This window comes from Agromyces sp. NPDC055658 (assembly GCF_053618155.1).
Window position 1 is genome coordinate 42,655 of the sequence record NZ_JBSHHD010000008.1, and the last position, 16,423, is coordinate 59,077.

A 16,423-nucleotide genomic window follows, 5' to 3' on the forward strand; every position below is an offset into this window, starting at 1 on the left:
AGAAGTCAGGATGGTTACGCATGTTGAAGTCCAGATCGCGGGCACAATCAGCAGCTCGCATTCGTCGCTCCATCGCCTCAGCCGCGGGTTTCGCTCTCGTAGGCGGCGTGCTCGTCGCACCGATGGCCGCCACTCCCGCATACGCCGATCCGCCGCCGTCCCCCGGCCCGCTCGCTGAGGGCGACGTCATCTACCAGGTGCTCGTCGACCGATTCAAGGACGGCGACGCCACCAACAACGACCAGGGTGCTGGTGAGTACGACCCCGACGACCTCGGCTTCTACCACGGCGGCGACTGGGCCGGGCTGACAGACGAGCTCGACTACATCGCCGACCTCGGCGTCACGGCCATCTGGCTCTCGCCGGTATCCGAGCAGCAACCGCTCTCGCGCGACGGTCTCGAGGCGAGCTATCACGGCTACTTCACGAAGGACTTCGCGACGCCGAATGAACACTTCGGCGACACCGCGGAGCTGCAGACCCTCATCGACACGGCACACGGCCTGGGGCTGAAGATGATCCTCGATGTGGTGCCGAACCACACTGCCGACTACCTCGCGGGGACGTCGACGACGTACTCGCCGAGCACCTACAAGCCGGCGAGCCCGCTCGACAACTCCTCCTATTTCCACCACAACGGTGACTGCCTGTTCAACGGCCTGGAGACGCAGACGCAGATCGAAAATTGCGACCTCGGCGGGCTCGACGACCTGGACCAGTCCAACACGACGGTGTCCAACTACCTGATGACCACGTACAAGGACTGGGTCGACCTCGGCTTCGACGGCATCCGCGTCGACGCGGCACGCTCCGTGCCGAAGCCCTGGCTCGAGGACTTCGAGACTGAGATGGGCGTGCCCACCTTCGGCGAAGTCTTCGTCGGCGACGTGGACTACGTCTCTGAATACCAGGACTACGAGTGGGGTGTGCTCGACTTCCCATACTTCTTCACCGTCCGGGAGGCGTTCTCAGCTGACACGAACATGAACGCCCTTGGTGACCTCTTCGATCAGGACTACAAGTATGCCAACCCGAACCGGCTCGAGACGTTCTTGGACAACCACGACCGGGCGCGCTTCCTCACCTGGGCGGACGACAATTATCAGCGACTCCGGTCGGGGCTGACCTTCCTCCTGACCAGCCGCGGCATCCCCGTGATCTACTACGGCACCGAGCAGGCCGACGACGGCAACGGCAACCCGTACGAGGTGCCGATCGCCAACAAGGACAATCGCAAGGACATGACGAGTTTCGACCAGACGTCGAACCTGTACAAGCACATCCAGCGGTTGACCACCATCAAGAAGGCCTACCCCGCTCTCCAGGTCGGGACCCAGCGGGAAATGTGGTCGGACACCAACGTGTACGGGTTCTCCCGTCGCGTCGACAGCACCGGAGCCGAGGCGATCACGATCTCCTCGAACTCGTGGACGACGCAGAACCGCACGATTCCGCTGCGAGCGGAGAGCTCGATCGCGGTCGGCACAGTGCTCACCAACCTCATGAACACCAGCGACACGGTCACAGTCACGTCCGGCGGTGCGACAGGGAAGCAGATCACCGTGAGTATGGGCGAACACGAGACGAAGGTCTACGCACCCGGCACACCGGTGTCGACGTACAGCCCTGAAGCGCGCAACACCACCAAGATCCGGGTGCACTACAACACCGGTCTGGGCCACTCGATCACCATCCGCGGCGACGAGTACCCGTTCACGTGGACGGACGGTCGCGGCGCTCGAAACGTGGCTACCGATATCTGGGAGTTCGAGCTCGAGCGCATCCCAGACGGCGAGACCTTCGAGTTCAAGCCCCTGATCGACGACGTCACCTGGTCGACCGGCGGCAACTACTCGGGCACCGGCGGAGACGTGATCGACATCTATCCGACCTTCTAGGCCCAATCGACCCCGTCCGGGCGGCGTGGCCGCAACCGACGCCGCCCGGACGGCCCCGAACAGAATCAGGACAACCCGATGACACCAACCCTCGCGGCACACACCGCCGGCCCAGGGAACCCATTCATGGACGCATCCCGCACGGAGCGGATCGTGGCTCCCTCCACAGCCACACGCTGGTGGGAGGACGCCGTCGTCTACCAGGTGTACGTGCGCTCCTTCCGAGACAGCAACGGCGACGGAATCGGAGATCTCCCCGGCATCCGGTCGGCGCTCCCGGACCTCGCCTCGCTCGGTGTCGACGCCATCTGGCTGAACCCGTGCTACGCGTCGCCGCAGCGAGACCATGGCTACGACATCGCCGACTACTTCGCGATCGATCCTGCATATGGCGAGGTGGACGACCTCGCGCGACTGGTCGAAGACGCGCACGCCCGTGGCATCCGGGTCCTCATGGACATGGTCGCGAACCATTGTTCCGACCAGCACGACTGGTTCAAAGCAGCGTTGCTTGCAGCCCCGGGAAGCCCAGAGCGGGAGCGCTTCATCTTCCGAGACGGCCGGGGTGCCGACGGAGCCCAGCCGCCGAACAACTGGCAGAGCGTCTTCGGCGGGCCAGCATGGACGCGCATCATCGAGGCGGACGGTCGACCCGGACAGTGGTACCTCCACGCGTTCGACCGCGCGCAGCCGGACTTCAACTGGAGAAACCCGGAGGTGGCCGCATACTTCGATGAGGTGCTCACGTTCTGGTTCGGACTTGGCGTGGACGGCTTCCGGATCGACGTGGCGCACGGACACGTCAAATCCGTCGAACTCGCCGACTGGCCCGGCGCCGAGGACGGCTCGGGCGGCCACAACTACGACATGTGGGACCAACCCGAAGTGCACGACATCTTCCGTTCATGGCGCGCGATCGGCGACCGTCACCCCGAGCCGAAGTACTTCGTCGGAGAGATCTGGGTCCCGTCGGTCGAACGGCTCGGCGCCTATCTCCGCCCCGACGAGCTGCACCAGGCGTTCAGCTTCGAGCTACTCGTGCAGCCGTGGGACGGCCCTCGCCTGCGTGCCGCGATCGAGACCGGGCTGGCCACCGCTTCGGCGGACGGTGGCGCGCCGGCCTGGACGCTCTCGAACCACGACGTGCACCGGACGGTGACCCGGTACGGGCAGGAGCAATCGCTCGACGCACCGGAGCCGACCGACATGATCGCGGCGGCCCGCCGGCGCGGAACAGTGGACCTCGACCGCGGCATTCGCCGGGCACGCGCCGCGGCGGCGCTCCTGCTCGCACTCCCCGGGACCGCGTACCTGTACCAAGGGGAGGAACTCGGTCTCCCCGAGGTCCTCGATCTGCCCGACAGTGCGAGGCAGGATCCGATCTGGCTGCGCTCTGCTGGACGCGAGCTCGGCCGAGACGGATGCCGCGTTCCTCTGCCGTGGGCGGCCGGAGAACCGAACTTCGGCTTCACCCCTCAAGGTTCCGCAGCGCCGTGGCTCCCCCAACCGAACTGGTTCGAGGCCTTCGCCGCCGACACGCAGCAGGACGACCCCGACTCGACACTCCACCTCTACCAGCGACTCGTTCGGCAGCGCCGGGAACTCTTCAGAGGTTCCGAATCAATGACATGGCTGGAGACCGGCGACCCGCAGTTCCTCGCATTCACGCGAGGTGGCGGGGCATGCGTCGTCAACCTTGGCGTCCAGCCGGCGATCATCCCCTCGGAGTGGGGCTTCGGCCCCGTGATCGTGTCCACAGCAACTTCCGCGGGCGGCAGCGACGTCGTCCCGGTCGACAGCGCGGCTTGGTTCGCGCTCAGCCCCGCGCGTGCAGATGCGGCTGCCCACGCGACCCCCGGAGCCGGCTTCGGCTCGCAAGCACCAAACCTGCACACCGTGGCGCAGTAGCGCCGTTCATACCCAAGGAGCAATGATGCACCGCAGAACACTCACCATCGCCGCGATCGGCGCAGCCGTCGGACTGCTTGCACTCGCCGGCTGCAGCGCCGCCGGAGACGACGGTAGCGACGTGACCGAGGTCACCGTGTGGCACTACTGGGACGGCACCAACGCCGACACCTTCGACGCCATGGCGGAGGAGTACAACGCCGCCCACCCCGACGTGAAGATCAGCACGTCGAACGTGCCGAACGCTGACTTCCTCACCAAGCTTCGGGCATCGGCGACCTCGAAGACGCTCCCGGACATCGCGATCGGCGACCTCGTCTGGGTGCCGCAGATCGAACAGATCGGCTCGCTCGCCGATCTCTCCGACCTCCTTCCGGAGTCCACGATCGCTGACATCAACCCCGCGCTCACCTCCTTCGGGACGATCGACGGAAAGCAGGTCTCCGTCCCGGTGTCGGCGAACAACCTCGCCTACATGTACAACAAGACCCTGTTCGAAGAGGCTGGCCTCGATCCGGAGCAGCCCCCGACGACCTGGGAGGAGCTCATGACGGCGGGCAAGGCTGTGCTCGAGAAGACCGGCAAGCCCGGCTACGACCTGTTCACGCAAGCGGGCGACAACGGCGAGGGCCTGACCTGGAACTTTCAGGTCAACCTCTGGCAGGCCGGCGGCGAGTTCCTCACCGAGGACAACTCCGCGGCCGCGTTCAACACGCCCGAGGGCGAGAAGGCGCTGCAGTTCTGGGTCGACCTCATCGATTCCGGCGTGAGCCCGTACGCCAAGTGGGGCGAATTCGAGAAGGGTCAGGGCGGCTCCGCGCAGGAAGGCTCGTGGATGGTCGGCATCTGGGCGGCGGACCCGCCCTTCGATTTCGGGGTGGGCAAGGCCCCGTACCCCAGCGACGGAGTCCCCGCGACCAACCTCGGCGGCGAGCAGGCGATGGTCTTCGACAACTCAGACGCAGAGTCGAAGGCAGCCGCAGATTTCCTCGCCTGGTTCCTGGAGCCCGAACAGGTCACGAGCTGGAGTGAGACGACGGGCATGCTCCCGGTCACGAACTCCGTGGCCACGAGCAGCGACTACCTCGACTGGGTGAACACCACCGAGCCGCGGCTACTGCCGTACGTCGAGCAGATGGCCGACGCACACGCCCGTCCGAACACCCCCCTGTACCCGAAGATCTCCCTCGCCTTCGCTCAGGAGATCGAGACAGCGCTGAGCGGCCAGGCGAGTGTCGAGGACGCCCTCACCAACGCCGAAAAGGCCGTCAACGACGTCATCGCGAACGGCTGACACGATCCGTGACAATGACTAGCACCACCCGTCCGGGACGCGCGAGCGTCCCGGGCGGGCCCCCCCGAGCGACCCGAACGGACAAACCGCGTCGGCAGCGCCGCTATGAGCGCGAGCAGATCCTCACCGCGGTTCTCTTCCTCCTGCCCGCCCTCGCGGTGATCGGCGTATTCGTGCTCTACCCGATCGTCTCCGCCGGCTACATCAGCCTGACCTCCTGGAACGGGTTCGACCCGGTGAAGGAGTTCGTCGGCCTGGACAACTACATCCGCCTCGCCCAGGACCCCGAGTTCTGGAACAGCCTGCTCGTAACGTGCATCTACGCGGTCGGCGTATGCCTCCTCTCGGTCGCATCGGGCCTCACCATCGCCCTGCTCCTGGATGCACCGCTCCGCGGTCGCGGCTTTTACCGCGGCGTGTACTTCCTTCCGGCAGTGACGTCCTCCGTCGCCGCCGCGATCGTGTGGAGATACATGCTCGATCCGGCCGGCCTGGTCAACGCGCTGCTCGCCCAGATCGGTATCGAAGGGCCGAATTGGCTCCAGGACCGTTGGCTCGCGCTCGGTGCCCTCACGCTGCTCACCGTCTGGAAGAACCTGGGCTTCAACGCCGTGCTCTACCTGACCGCGCTGCAAGCACTCCCGCAAGGCGTGTTCGAAGCAGCGCAGCTCGACGGGGCGAACCTGACCCAACGGCTTCGCTTCCTCACGATTCCCCTTCTTGCGCCGATGACGTTCTTCGTCGTCGTGCAGGCGCTCATCACCAGCTTCCAGGCCTTCGACCTCGTCTACGTGCTGACCGGCGGTGGCCCGCAGGGCGGCACCGAGGTGCTTGGCATGCTCATGTACCGGGAGGCGTTCCGGCTCGGCGACTTCGGGTACGGCACCGCGATCGCGTTCGTCACTTTGTTCCTCGTGCTCGGCGTCACGCTCGTGCAGTGGCGCGCGTCGGGATCAGGAAGGTCGTCACTCCGATGAATCCACATCGCAGACTCGCGCTCGGCCGCCACCTCATCCTCATCCTGGGGGCGGGATTCGTCGTCGTCCCGTTCCTCTGGATGTTCACCACCTCGCTGCAGAGCCGCGCCGAAACGTACACGAACACCTCGATCCTGCCGACCTCATGGCATTGGGAGAACTACCTCCACGCGTGGGAGGCCGCACCCTTCGGCCAGTACTACCTGAACAGCATCATCATGGCCGTCGGGATCGTGGCGGGACATCTCGTGCTCGACGCCCTTGCGGCATACGCGTTCGCCCGGCTCGACTTCCCGTTCAAGAACGTGATCTTCGTGGTCCTGCTCGCCGCGCTGATGATCCCCACATTCGTGACGATCATCCCCGCCTACGCGATCGTCGCCGACCTCGGCTGGATCGACAGCTACGCCGGTCTCATCGTGCCCCGCCTGGCAGATGTCTTCGGAATCATCCTGCTCCGCCAGTACTTCGCCTCGATCCCGTTGGAACTCGAGGACGCGGCACGTATCGATGGATGCAGCCGCATCGGCACGTTCTTCCGAATCATCGTGCCGCTGTCCACCCCGGCATTCGCCACGCTCGGCATCTTCAGCTTCCTCTTCGCCTGGAACGACTTCCTCTGGCCGCTCCTCGTCACGAACACCGACGAGGTACGCACGATCCAGATCGGGCTCGCATCGTTCGTCGGACGCTACGGGACGAGCTGGAACTACCTGATGGCCGGGACCCTCACCGCGACGATCCCGAGCATCGTCGTCTTCCTCTTCTTCCAGCGCGCACTCGTGCGCGGAATCGCCTCGACCGGATTGAAAGACTGATGCCGACACCCGACTGGCTCGCCGACGCGACCTTTTACCAGATCTTCCCCGAGCGCTTCGCCAACGGCGACCCCACGCTCGACCCGCCAGGGGTCGAACCCTGGGGTGCAGAACCGACGCGCGAGAACTTCTTCGGCGGTGACTTCGCAGGCATCACCGAGCATCTCGATCACATCGTCTCGGTCGGCGCGAACGCGATCTATCTCACCCCGATCTTCGAGGCCGACACGAACCACCGGTACGACGCGAAGGACTACTTCACGATCGATCACCGACTCGGCGACCTCGACGCCTTCCGCCGCTTCCTCGACGCCGCCCACGACCGCGGGATCCGGGTCGTGCTCGACGCCGTGTTCAACCATTGCGGCGACGGCCATTGGGCGTTCCGTGACGTCGTCGAGAACGAGGCCTCATCCGAGTACGTCAACTGGTTCTCGGTCGAGGGCTTCCCCGTCACCCCCCATCCAACACCGAACTACCGCACGTGCTCGGGCTGCTATTACCTGCCGAAATGGAACGCATACAACCCCGAGGTGCGCGCGCATCACTATTCCGTCGCACGGTATTGGATCGGACAGGGCATCGACGGCTGGCGCCTCGACGTCCCGTACTTCATCAACCACACATTCTGGCGAGGCTTCCGTGACGTCGTCAAGGGCCTCGGCGACCAGTTGTACATCGTCGCCGAAGAGTGGCGCGACCCGGCGGAGTGGCTCCAAGGCGACCTCGCCGACGGCACGATGAACTACACACTCCGCGACCTCGTCCTCGGGTTCACCGCCGATGGCACGATTGACGCGCCGGCCTTCGCCGGGGGAATGAACGACCTTCGTGCCCGCATCCCCGACGGGTTCCACTTCGGCATGCTGAACCTGCTCGGCAGCCATGACACGGAGCGGCTTCTCACTCGCCACGATGGCAATGTGCCCGCCGCGCTCCGGGCGTATGCGCTGCTGTTCGCCGCCGAGGGCGCTCCGATGCTCTACTACGGCGACGAGATCGGGTTGACCGGAGAGAACGATCCCGGATGCCGCGGCACAATGCCGTGGAGCGAATCGGAATGGTCGCACGACCTCCTTGACGGCATCCGTTCCTTCAGCCGGGCGCGGGCGGAGCATCCGGTTCTTCGGCGGGGAGCCCAGGAGGTCCGTGCCTTCAACGGCGATACTGTCTTGATGATCAGGCGAGCAGAGGAAGGCGCTACCGCGGTCGCGATCGTCCACCGCGGGGACGGAGCCCGCATTCCGATCGCGGCGTTGCCCGAAATCGCCGCCGATCGCGTGTGGCGAGTCGTTGCCGGCGATGCGACACTCACCGAGGACGGTTCCCTCGTGCTCGGTGCCGGTGGAGTCGGCTACCTGAACGCGTCCACGAATGAGGCACGGCCATGAAGAACCGCAGAGTGACCATGCAAGACGTCGCCGACCGTGCGAACGTGTCGAAGACTGCCGTCTCCCTCGCATTCAACAACTCGAATCGGCTGGCGGAGGCCACGGTCAAGAACATCCTCGAGGCCGCCGCCGAACTCGGCTATTCGGGGGATCCGGCCGCACGGATGCTTCGAACGCGCCGCACCGACAGTCTCGGGCTGCTCCTTCCTCAACAGCTCGACAAGGTGCTCGAGAACCCCTACTACACACAATTCCTTCAGGGCATCGGACAGACGTGTCAGCGCGAGGGATTCACTCTCCTGCTCGCACCACCTCTGCGCGGCTCGATGCTGAAGACGATCCCGTACGCAGCGGTCGACGGGTTCATCGTCAGCGGGCTCGAGCACGATCGCGGCGAGGTGAACGCCCTCCGACAACGAGGCATCCCATTCGTCCTCGTCGACAGCGAACTCCACGACGACGTTCCCTCCGTGGAGATCGACGACAGTGAGGGCATGGAGGAACTCCTCGGGCATCTCCTCAACCTCGGCCACCGTCGTATCGCAATCGTTGCAATCGAGACGGGAACCGAGGGTGGATACCGGAACTGGCGAGGCCCGGTTCTTCGCCGGATGGAAGGTGCGATCGCCGCTCTCGCGTCGCGTGGACTGACTCCCGAGAGCGACGGGATCACGGTGCTCGAGGTGCCGTGCACGCGCGCAGGAGGATCTGCCGCCTTCCACCAACTCTGGGCGCGAACCGAACGCCCGACCGCGATCGTCGCCTTCAGCGACATCATCGCGCTCGGCGTCCTCGACGCAGCCCGGGACGCGGACGTCGCCGTTCCCCAAGAGGTCTCGGTGACCGGCTTCGACGACCTCGCCGAGGCGAGCTGGTCCGCACCTTCGCTGACCACCATTCGGCAGCCAATCGAGACCAAGGGCCGCCTGGCAGCGGAGTACCTCGTCGAATCGATCGCTGCTGCCAGCGCCGGCCGGGATCATCATCAGCGCTTGCATACGGTGCTCCTCGTGCGCGATTCAACCGGTCCCGCACCGGGGCGCTCATAGGTCGGTCGCCGACGGGAGTACGAGCGACGTCCTCGCTGAGGACTCCCCGCTCGCGATCGAGGCTGTAATGACTGCTTGATCGAGTCTCTCTTAACGATGCATACGGGACTCACGCCGGTCGCTTTTCGACAGCTCTACTTCGCCTGGCTCGTCTACGCGGCACAACGGGGCGCGATCAAAAGCGATGGCCGTCGCGGTGCTGAGTGTGGCAACGGTGCGAGCTCCCGACTGCGTTCTCTTCAGAGCCCGGGTTGTGGCAGACGAGCGAGGAACGACGTTACAGCCTGTTGCTCCTCATCCGAATGGGGGCCGATCCAGATGAGGTGGCTCAACGAGTTCGTCAGGACAAGCTCGGCGCCCTTGATGCGGCTTACCAACGACTGCGCGTGCTCCCAGCTGACCACTGCGTCATAGCAACTCGCAACGATTAGCGTGGGCTGTCTGACCTCCTGTGTGACGTCAGCGGGCATGCGTAGGTCGTTGGCGAAGCCCTCCCCAGACCGCATGCGGGACAGTAGATCTACGAGCTTCGTGCGCTCGGTCTCATCAAATCGTTGGTACGCGGTGGAAGCGGGGATCGTGGATAGCGACGACAGCATCCGCTTCAGCGTGAACGCTGGCCACCGGTTGAAGAGGAATCGCGTCATTGCCCATGTCCCTCGTTCAAGGTGAGGTCGGAAGGCAATCTTTGCGACGGCGCGGGTGAATCGGTCTGGCCAGGGAAGAAAGCTCGTGGAGCTTTCCAATATCAGGCCGTGGACTAATTCCGGGTGCCGAGCCGCGAAGGTCATCGCGGTTCGGCCCCCGGCAGAGACTCCTACCGCGACGACTTCTCGATAACCCAGATGTTCGCACAGCGAAGCGATCCGATCTGCGAACGCGGCGTTGTCGGGTCCTGCGCTGAGCGGTGTGCGACCGTAGCCGGGTCTCGATGGCTGCAACACCGACCAGCCGGCCTCGATGAACGTCTCGTGACCGATATCCAGCTCTGCGCGCATGTGTCCCCCATGGAACACAACCGCAAGGCGGTCACCCCGCGATCGCAGCACGTACTCGACACCTACATCATCCACCACCTCGATAGCCGTCACCGGACTCTCATCCCCAATCGGAATCGCTTTCGGGCGTCCGTCCTGTGGGCTCGGCACCCTGAGCCTTGATCTTGCCCCCGACGCGTTGATGCGAAACACTCACGCTATGAAAAATCTTGCAGACTCTCCGCCGAATGTCGAGCCTCTCGGTGTCGATGATCTCGTGACCGGGTTCCTTCCCCTCGGGATCGGACCGGGCGATGCGGTCCTGGTGCACTGCGCACTGTCGTCGTTCGGAAACGTGGTGGGCGGTGAGCAAACAGTCATAGAAGCGCTGCGTCTCGCGGTTGGTCCGATGGGAACCATCGTGATGCCCACTCAGAGCTGGCACCTCTGCGACCCGGACTTCCTCGATGATCCCTCGCTCGACGATACGTCTCGTGCGCGCGTCAAGGAACTCCTTCCCGCCTACGACCCAGCGCTGACGCCGACGCGAACGATGGGTCGAGTCGCTGAACTGTTCCGCGCGCAGCCAGGAGTTCTACGCAGTGCTCATCCCCACCGCTCCTTTGCGGCACAAGGGCTTGAGGCCGAAGGGATCGTCGCCGAGCATGCGTTGGATGAGCCGTTCGGAGAGCACTCGCCACTTGCTCGGCTGTACGCCATTGGCGCCACGGTGGTGCTCCTCGGCGTCGGCTACGAGTCGTGCACGGCGCTGCACCTGGCAGAGTCCCGGGCGGCAGGTCCGGACAGGGCTCGCGTGCGCAACGGGGCGCCGCTGCTGATCGACGGGCAACGCACCTGGGTTGGCTGGGACGAGCCCGTCGTTGACGACGAGCACTTCGCGAGCATCGGCGCCGAGTTCGATCGGGTGGGCGGCGCGCAGAGCGTGATGATCGGGGCCGCTCGATGCCGGGTGATGGAGCTGGCGCGCCTGGTCGATTTCGCCCAACCGCGACTGTCATCATGAGGATCGAATCACGCGACTGAAAGAATTTGCAAGACAGGCAAACTTCTGCCAACATGCTGTTCACCGCATCGGCGCGACCCGATTCCACGGATACTGGAAGCGCTTGCAAGGTTGCGGCCTGTTGATCACACGGAAAGGCAGCACCAATGAGGGTGAAGTACCGCGCCACCACGGCGCTGGTCGTCGGCGGTCTCGTCGCGACCGCGGCACTGACCGGATGCTCGAGCGGCGGATCGTCCGACTCGGGCGGCGGCTCGCAGACGCTCACGGTCTGGGTCGACCCGAACCGGGCGGAGGAGCTGAAGGACATCGCGGCCCAGTTCGAGGAGGACAAGGGCATCACGGTGAAGCTCGTGCAGAAGGAGTACGGCGATGTGATGAAGGAGGACTTCGTCAAGCAGGTGCCGACCGGCAAGGGCCCCGACGTCATCGTCGGCGGGCACGATTGGCTCGGGCTCTTCGTGCAGAACGGCGTGGTCGCTCCGCTCGAGCTGGGCGACAGCGCGGCCGACTACTCCGATGTCGCGATCCGTGCGATGAGCTACGAGGGAACGACCTACGGGCTGCCGGTCTCGATCGAGAACATCGCCCTCGTTCGCAACACCGCTCTCGCGCCGTCGACCCCGGCGAGCTGGGACGACCTCGTCGCCGCCGGGCAGGCCGTGGTCGCCAGCGGCGCGGCGCAGTACCCCGTGCTCGTCCCCTCGGGCCCCGAGTCGGACCCGTACCACCTCTACCCGCTGCAGACCTCGTACGGTGCTCCGCTGTTCGGCACCAACCCCGACGGCAGCTACAACCCCGACGACCTGCTCATCGGCAGCCCCGGCGGCGACGTGTTCGCGGCGAAGCTCGTCGAGTGGGGCCAGGAGGGGGTGCTCAACACCAACATCACGAACGAGATCGCCCGTGACGAGTTCGCGGCCGGCAAGTCGCCGTACATGCTCTCGGGATCGTGGAACCTCCCGGCCTTCAAGGAGGCGGGCATCGAGTACGCCATCGACCCGATCCCGCAGGCGGGCCCCGAGGCGCCGACGCCCTTCGTCGGCGTGCAGGGCTTCTTCGTCAGCGCGAAGAGCGAGAACGCGCTCGCCGCCAACGAGTTCGTCGTGAACTACCTCGGCAGCGAAGAGGTGCAGCTCGCCCTCTACGAAGCCGGCGGGCGACCTCCGGCGCTGACGTCGGCCTTCGAGATCGCCTCCGCTGAGAACCCCGACGTGGGCGCGTACGGCGAGATCGGCCTCACGGGCGTGCCGATGCCGGCCATCCCCGAGATGGGCGCGGTCTGGAACTACTGGGGTGCGACCGAGGCCGCCCTCGTCAACAACACCGCGGGCGACCCGGCCGAGGCCTGGCAGACGATGGCGGATCGCATCGCCGCCGACATCGCGGAATGACCGCTGCGGGTCGGGGCACTGCCCTTCGCCCCGGCCCGCAGCACCACCCGAACCAGAACCCGACCACGCCGCCGCCGTCGATGGAGCACCATGACCGCCACCACCCCTGAGGCGCCCCCTGCGCCCGCCGCCGCACCCCGCCCGGCTCCGCCCCGATCGCGGCGAACCCCGGGCGCGATGCTCGTCAAGATCGCCTGCCTGGGCTTTCTCGACGCACTCGTGCTCTACGCGGCGTTCGTGCTCGCACTGGACGAGCAGTGGCTGGTCGTCACCGTAGTGCTCCTCGCCGCAGCCGCGATCAACTGGGTCTATCTGCGTCGTGGAATGCTCCCGGCGAAGTACCTCGTGCCCGGCACCGTCTTCCTCGTGGTCTTCCAGCTCTACGTCGTGGTCTACAGCGGCTACATCGCCTTCACCAACTACGGCGACGGGCACATGGGCGACAAGGACGACGCGATCTCGGTGCTGATCGAGAAGTCGCTGTCGCGCGTGCCCGACTCGCCGGCGTACGACATGGTCGTGCTCGAGCGCTTCGGCGAACTGTCCTTTCTCGTGACCGAGGAGGACGGCACCGCCATGGTGGGTGGAGACGGGCGGCCCCTCGAACCGGCGGACGACGCGGAATTCGAGGGCGGCCGCGCGGTCGCACTGCAGGGCTACGAGACGCTCGACTTCTCCCAGATGCTCGAGCAGCAGTCCGAGATCGCCGCGATGAGCGTGCCGCTCTCCGATGACCTCGACGACGGCGCGCTGCGCACCCCTGACGGCGCGAAGGCCTATGTCTACTCGGCCTCGATGCACTACGACGAGGCGACCGACACCTTCGTCGACGTCGAGACCGGGACGGTCTATCGCGACGAAGGCACCGGTGCCTTCGTGTCCGAGGAGGGCGTCGAGCTGATGCCCGGCTGGAAGATCGACGTCGGCTTCGCCAACTTCGTGGCGGCCTTCACCGAGGAGTCGATTCGCGGGCCGCTCCTGCAGGTGATCGTCTGGACCTTCGTGTTCGCCGGATTCACCGTCGCGGCGACCTTCGCCGTCGGCGTGTTCCTCGCGCTCCTGCTCAACGACCCCAGGCTGCGATTCCGCCGGACCTTCCGGGTGCTCGTGATCCTCCCGTACGCGTTCCCGGCCTTCCTGTCGGCGCTCATCTGGAGCGGGATGCTCAACTCGCAGTTCGGGTTCATCAACCAGGTGCTGCTGGGCGGCGCCGACATCCCCTGGCTGACGGATCCCGTGCTCGCCAAGGTGAGCATCCTCATGGTGAACCTCTGGCTCGGCTATCCGTACATGTTCCTCGTCGCCACCGGGGCGCTGCAGTCGATCCCCGAGGAGTACGTCGAGGCGGCACGCGTCGACGGGGCCGGGGCGTGGACCGTCTTCCGGCGCGTCAAGCTGCCGCTCCTCATGGTGACGATGGCGCCGCTCATGATCGCGGCCTTCGCGTTCAACTTCAACAACTTCAACGTGATCTACATGCTCACCGAGGGCGGCCCGCAAGACATCTCCACCGACATGAACGTCGGGGCCACGGACATCCTGATCACCCTCGTCTACAAGGTCGCGTTCGGCGAGACGAGCGGGCGCGACTACGGCCTGGCGAGCGCCTTCTCGATCATCATCTTCCTGCTGGTGGCCGCGATCTCGATCGTCGGCTTCCGGCGGACCAAAGCCCTCGAGGAGCTGAACTGATGGAACCCATCACCGCCGACCCGTTCGAGCTCGACACCGCCCACTCCCCGGCGGTCAACCCCGGCGGCAGCCGGCGCGCCGTGCACGTCGGACCGTCCCAGCGTCGCCGCGGCCGGCTCGGGCTCGCCGCCAAGTACCTCGTCGCCGTCGTCACGAGCGTGATCGCCGTGTTCCCGATCCTCTACATCGTGTCGGCGTCGTTGAACCCGAACGGAAGCCTCGTGGGCTCCAACGGGCTCTTCGCCTCGATTGACGCGGGCAACTACATCGCACTGTTCACCAACCCGACGCAGCCCTACGCGGCCTGGTTCGCGAACACGATCATGATCGGCTCCGCCGCAGCACTCGGAACGGTCTTCCTCGGCGCCCTCGCCGCGTACGCATTCTCGCGGATGCGGTTCAGCGGCCGGCGATTCGGCCTCACCACGATCCTGATCGTGCAGCTCTTCCCCCAGTTGCTCGGGGTCGTCGCGATCTTCCTGCTGATGACCGCGATCGGCGACGTCTTCCCGGCGATCGGGCTCGACTCGCAGCTCGGCCTGATCCTCGTCTATCTCGGCGGCGCGCTGGGCGTGAACACCTACCTCATGTACGGCTTCTTCAACACGGTGCCCGCGTCGATCGACGAGGCGGCCAAGCTCGACGGGGCGGGGCACGCCCGCATCTTCTTCACGATCATCCTGCGGCTCTCGGCGCCGATCCTCGCCGTCGTCGGGCTGCTGTCGTTCATCGGCACGGCGAGCGAGTTCGTGGTGGCGAGCGTGCTGCTCACCGATCCGTCGAAGCAGACGCTGGCCGTCGGGCTGTACCAATTCGTGTCTCAGGAGACCTCCGCGAACTGGCCGGTGTTCGCCGCCGGAGCGGTCCTTGCAGCGCTGCCGGTCGTGTTCCTGTTCTTCCTTCTGCAGAAGTACATCGTGGGCGGCCTGACGGCCGGAGCGGTGAAATAGCCGCGAGATCGCGCGGTGCTAGCCTTGCGGCCATGGGTGCCACTCTCGCTGACATCGCAGCGCATGCCGCCGTCAGTGAGGCGACCGTCAGCCGTGTTCTCAACGACAAGCCTGGCGTCGCGCCTGCGAAGCGACGGGCGGTCCTTACGGCCCTCGATGTGCTCGGGTATGAACGGCCTTCGCGGCTGCGGAGCCGTACAGCGCGCCCCGTAGGCGTGCTGCTGCCCGAGCTGGTGAACCCGATCTTTCCTGCCTTCGCGCAAGCGCTCGCACCGAACTTCGCTCGCCGCGGCTTCACCCCGCTCATCGGCACGCAGAGCGAGGGCGGCCTTCACGAGGACGAGATCATCGACATGTTCGTCGAGGCAGGTGTATCGGGGATCCTCTTCGTGGCAGGGCAGCACGCTGACACGGCAGAATCGACCGACCGCTACCAGGCGTTGCGTGAGCTCGGGCTGCCGCTGGGGTTCGTGAACGGATACCGCGAGGGCGTCGACGCTCCGTTCTTCTCCATCGACGACGTCGCATCGATGTCGATCGCGGTCCGCCACCTGGTCGCGATGGGCCACCGCCGAATCGGATTCGCCAGCGGACCGGAGTCCTGGGTGCCTACCCGCCGGGCCACCCAGGGATTCCGGTCGGCGATGCACGAAGCCCTCGGCCCGACCGCTGTTGCACCAGTGGTGCATGGGCTGCTGTCCGACGATGGCGGCGCGAGCGGCGCCCGAGAACTCATCGCAGAAGGATGCACCGCCGTGATATGCGCGAGCGACCTCATGGCAGTGGGAGTGCTGGCCGAAGCCCGCAGGCAGGGGCTCTCAGTCCCGGGTCATCTCTCGGTCGTCGGATTCGATGACTCGATCCTGGCGCGCAGCTGCTGGCCGCCTCTTACCACTATTCGCCAGCCGGTTCCCACGATGGGGATTGCAATCGCGGACGCCTTCGTCGGCGAAATGAACGGGATCCTGGCCTACCGCACCGAGTACATCTTCCAGCCCGAACTCGTCGTGCGGGAGTCCACCGGGCCGGCGCCGGGCGAGAACTGATCGCC

At 65.8% G+C, this 16,423-nt stretch carries 13 protein-coding genes; 12 read left to right on the plus strand and 1 reads right to left on the minus strand.

Going from position 1 to position 16,423, the window contains the following annotated elements; all coding sequences use genetic code 11:
• The first annotated feature begins 107 nt into the window (after positions 1-107).
• From ACWGPE_RS05645 to ACWGPE_RS05675, 7 genes are all read left to right on the plus strand, one after another.
• On the plus strand, positions 108-1,898 hold the full coding sequence (locus ACWGPE_RS05645; RefSeq protein ID WP_452048302.1) for an alpha-amylase family glycosyl hydrolase: 1,791 nt from the start codon (positions 108-110) through the stop codon (positions 1,896-1,898).
• Positions 1,899-2,024: 126 nt separating this feature from the next.
• Complete coding sequence (locus tag ACWGPE_RS05650; protein ID WP_452048303.1) at positions 2,025-3,806, plus strand: glycoside hydrolase family 13 protein; 1,782 nt, start codon at positions 2,025-2,027, stop codon at positions 3,804-3,806.
• Between the two features lie 25 nt (positions 3,807-3,831).
• Positions 3,832-5,100, plus strand: coding sequence for an ABC transporter substrate-binding protein (locus ACWGPE_RS05655; protein WP_452048304.1), 1,269 nt, complete (start codon positions 3,832-3,834; stop codon positions 5,098-5,100).
• A 173-nt stretch (positions 5,101-5,273) separates the two neighbouring features.
• A complete protein-coding gene (locus ACWGPE_RS05660; RefSeq protein WP_452048305.1) occupies positions 5,274-6,077 on the plus strand; it encodes a carbohydrate ABC transporter permease in 804 nt (267 codons plus the stop codon).
• The gene (locus ACWGPE_RS05665; protein WP_452048306.1) at positions 6,074-6,895 is read left to right on the plus strand and encodes a carbohydrate ABC transporter permease; all 822 of its coding nucleotides are present in this window, start codon (positions 6,074-6,076) and stop codon (positions 6,893-6,895) included. Before ACWGPE_RS05660 ends, ACWGPE_RS05665 begins: the two co-directional genes overlap by 4 nt.
• The gene (locus tag ACWGPE_RS05670) at positions 6,895-8,286 is read left to right on the plus strand and encodes a glycoside hydrolase family 13 protein (RefSeq protein WP_452046060.1); all 1,392 of its coding nucleotides are present in this window, start codon (positions 6,895-6,897) and stop codon (positions 8,284-8,286) included. The genes ACWGPE_RS05665 and ACWGPE_RS05670 overlap by 1 nt, the downstream gene beginning before the upstream one ends.
• Positions 8,283-9,335, plus strand: a complete 1,053-nt coding sequence (locus tag ACWGPE_RS05675) for a LacI family DNA-binding transcriptional regulator (RefSeq protein WP_452048307.1) — start codon at positions 8,283-8,285, stop codon at positions 9,333-9,335. The genes ACWGPE_RS05670 and ACWGPE_RS05675 overlap by 4 nt, the downstream gene beginning before the upstream one ends.
• A 239-nt stretch (positions 9,336-9,574) precedes the next feature.
• Here the strand turns inward: ACWGPE_RS05675 and ACWGPE_RS05680 are convergent, their stop codons facing one another.
• Positions 9,575-10,426 carry an alpha/beta fold hydrolase gene (locus tag ACWGPE_RS05680; RefSeq protein ID WP_452048308.1) on the minus strand — a complete coding sequence of 284 codons (852 nt, stop codon included), beginning with the start codon at positions 10,424-10,426 and terminating at the stop codon, positions 9,575-9,577.
• 106 nt (positions 10,427-10,532) lie between these two features.
• On the opposite strand from ACWGPE_RS05680, the gene ACWGPE_RS05685 reads away from it, so the two are divergent.
• The 5 genes from ACWGPE_RS05685 to ACWGPE_RS05705 all read left to right on the plus strand — a co-directional run bounded on the left by ACWGPE_RS05685 (position 10,533) and on the right by ACWGPE_RS05705 (position 16,418).
• A complete protein-coding gene (locus tag ACWGPE_RS05685) occupies positions 10,533-11,336 on the plus strand; it encodes an aminoglycoside N(3)-acetyltransferase (RefSeq protein ID WP_452048309.1) in 804 nt (267 codons plus the stop codon).
• A 146-nt stretch (positions 11,337-11,482) separates the two neighbouring features.
• Entirely contained in the window at positions 11,483-12,730 is a 1,248-nt protein-coding gene (locus tag ACWGPE_RS05690) for a sugar ABC transporter substrate-binding protein (RefSeq protein ID WP_452048310.1), read from the plus strand.
• Positions 12,731-12,820: 90 nt separating this feature from the next.
• Entirely contained in the window at positions 12,821-14,422 is a 1,602-nt protein-coding gene (locus ACWGPE_RS05695) for an ABC transporter permease subunit (protein ID WP_452048311.1), read from the plus strand.
• Entirely contained in the window at positions 14,422-15,372 is a 951-nt protein-coding gene (locus ACWGPE_RS05700) for a sugar ABC transporter permease (protein ID WP_452048312.1), read from the plus strand. Before ACWGPE_RS05695 ends, ACWGPE_RS05700 begins: the two co-directional genes overlap by 1 nt.
• Before the next feature lie 32 nt (positions 15,373-15,404).
• Positions 15,405-16,418 (plus strand): LacI family DNA-binding transcriptional regulator, encoded by a 1,014-nt coding sequence (locus ACWGPE_RS05705; protein ID WP_452048313.1) that lies wholly within the window; start codon positions 15,405-15,407, stop codon positions 16,416-16,418.
• Positions 16,419-16,423 lie beyond the last annotated feature (5 nt).

What these genes read in the sequence shown, in the direction of transcription:
- ACWGPE_RS05650 (WP_452048303.1), top strand. Translation starts at nt 2,025, where the DNA reads ATGGACGCATCCCGCACGGAGCGGATCGTGGCTCCCTCCACAGCCACA.
- ACWGPE_RS05655 (WP_452048304.1), top strand. Translation starts at nt 3,832, where the DNA reads ATGCACCGCAGAACACTCACCATCGCCGCGATCGGCGCAGCCGTCGGA.
- ACWGPE_RS05665 (WP_452048306.1), top strand. Translation starts at nt 6,074, where the DNA reads ATGAATCCACATCGCAGACTCGCGCTCGGCCGCCACCTCATCCTCATC.
- ACWGPE_RS05670 (WP_452046060.1), top strand. Translation starts at nt 6,895, where the DNA reads ATGCCGACACCCGACTGGCTCGCCGACGCGACCTTTTACCAGATCTTC.
- ACWGPE_RS05675 (WP_452048307.1), top strand. Translation starts at nt 8,283, where the DNA reads ATGAAGAACCGCAGAGTGACCATGCAAGACGTCGCCGACCGTGCGAAC.
- ACWGPE_RS05685 (WP_452048309.1), top strand. Translation starts at nt 10,533, where the DNA reads ATGAAAAATCTTGCAGACTCTCCGCCGAATGTCGAGCCTCTCGGTGTC.
- ACWGPE_RS05690 (WP_452048310.1), top strand. Translation starts at nt 11,483, where the DNA reads ATGAGGGTGAAGTACCGCGCCACCACGGCGCTGGTCGTCGGCGGTCTC.
- ACWGPE_RS05695 (WP_452048311.1), top strand. Translation starts at nt 12,821, where the DNA reads ATGACCGCCACCACCCCTGAGGCGCCCCCTGCGCCCGCCGCCGCACCC.
- ACWGPE_RS05700 (WP_452048312.1), top strand. Translation starts at nt 14,422, where the DNA reads ATGGAACCCATCACCGCCGACCCGTTCGAGCTCGACACCGCCCACTCC.
- ACWGPE_RS05705 (WP_452048313.1), top strand. Translation starts at nt 15,405, where the DNA reads ATGGGTGCCACTCTCGCTGACATCGCAGCGCATGCCGCCGTCAGTGAG.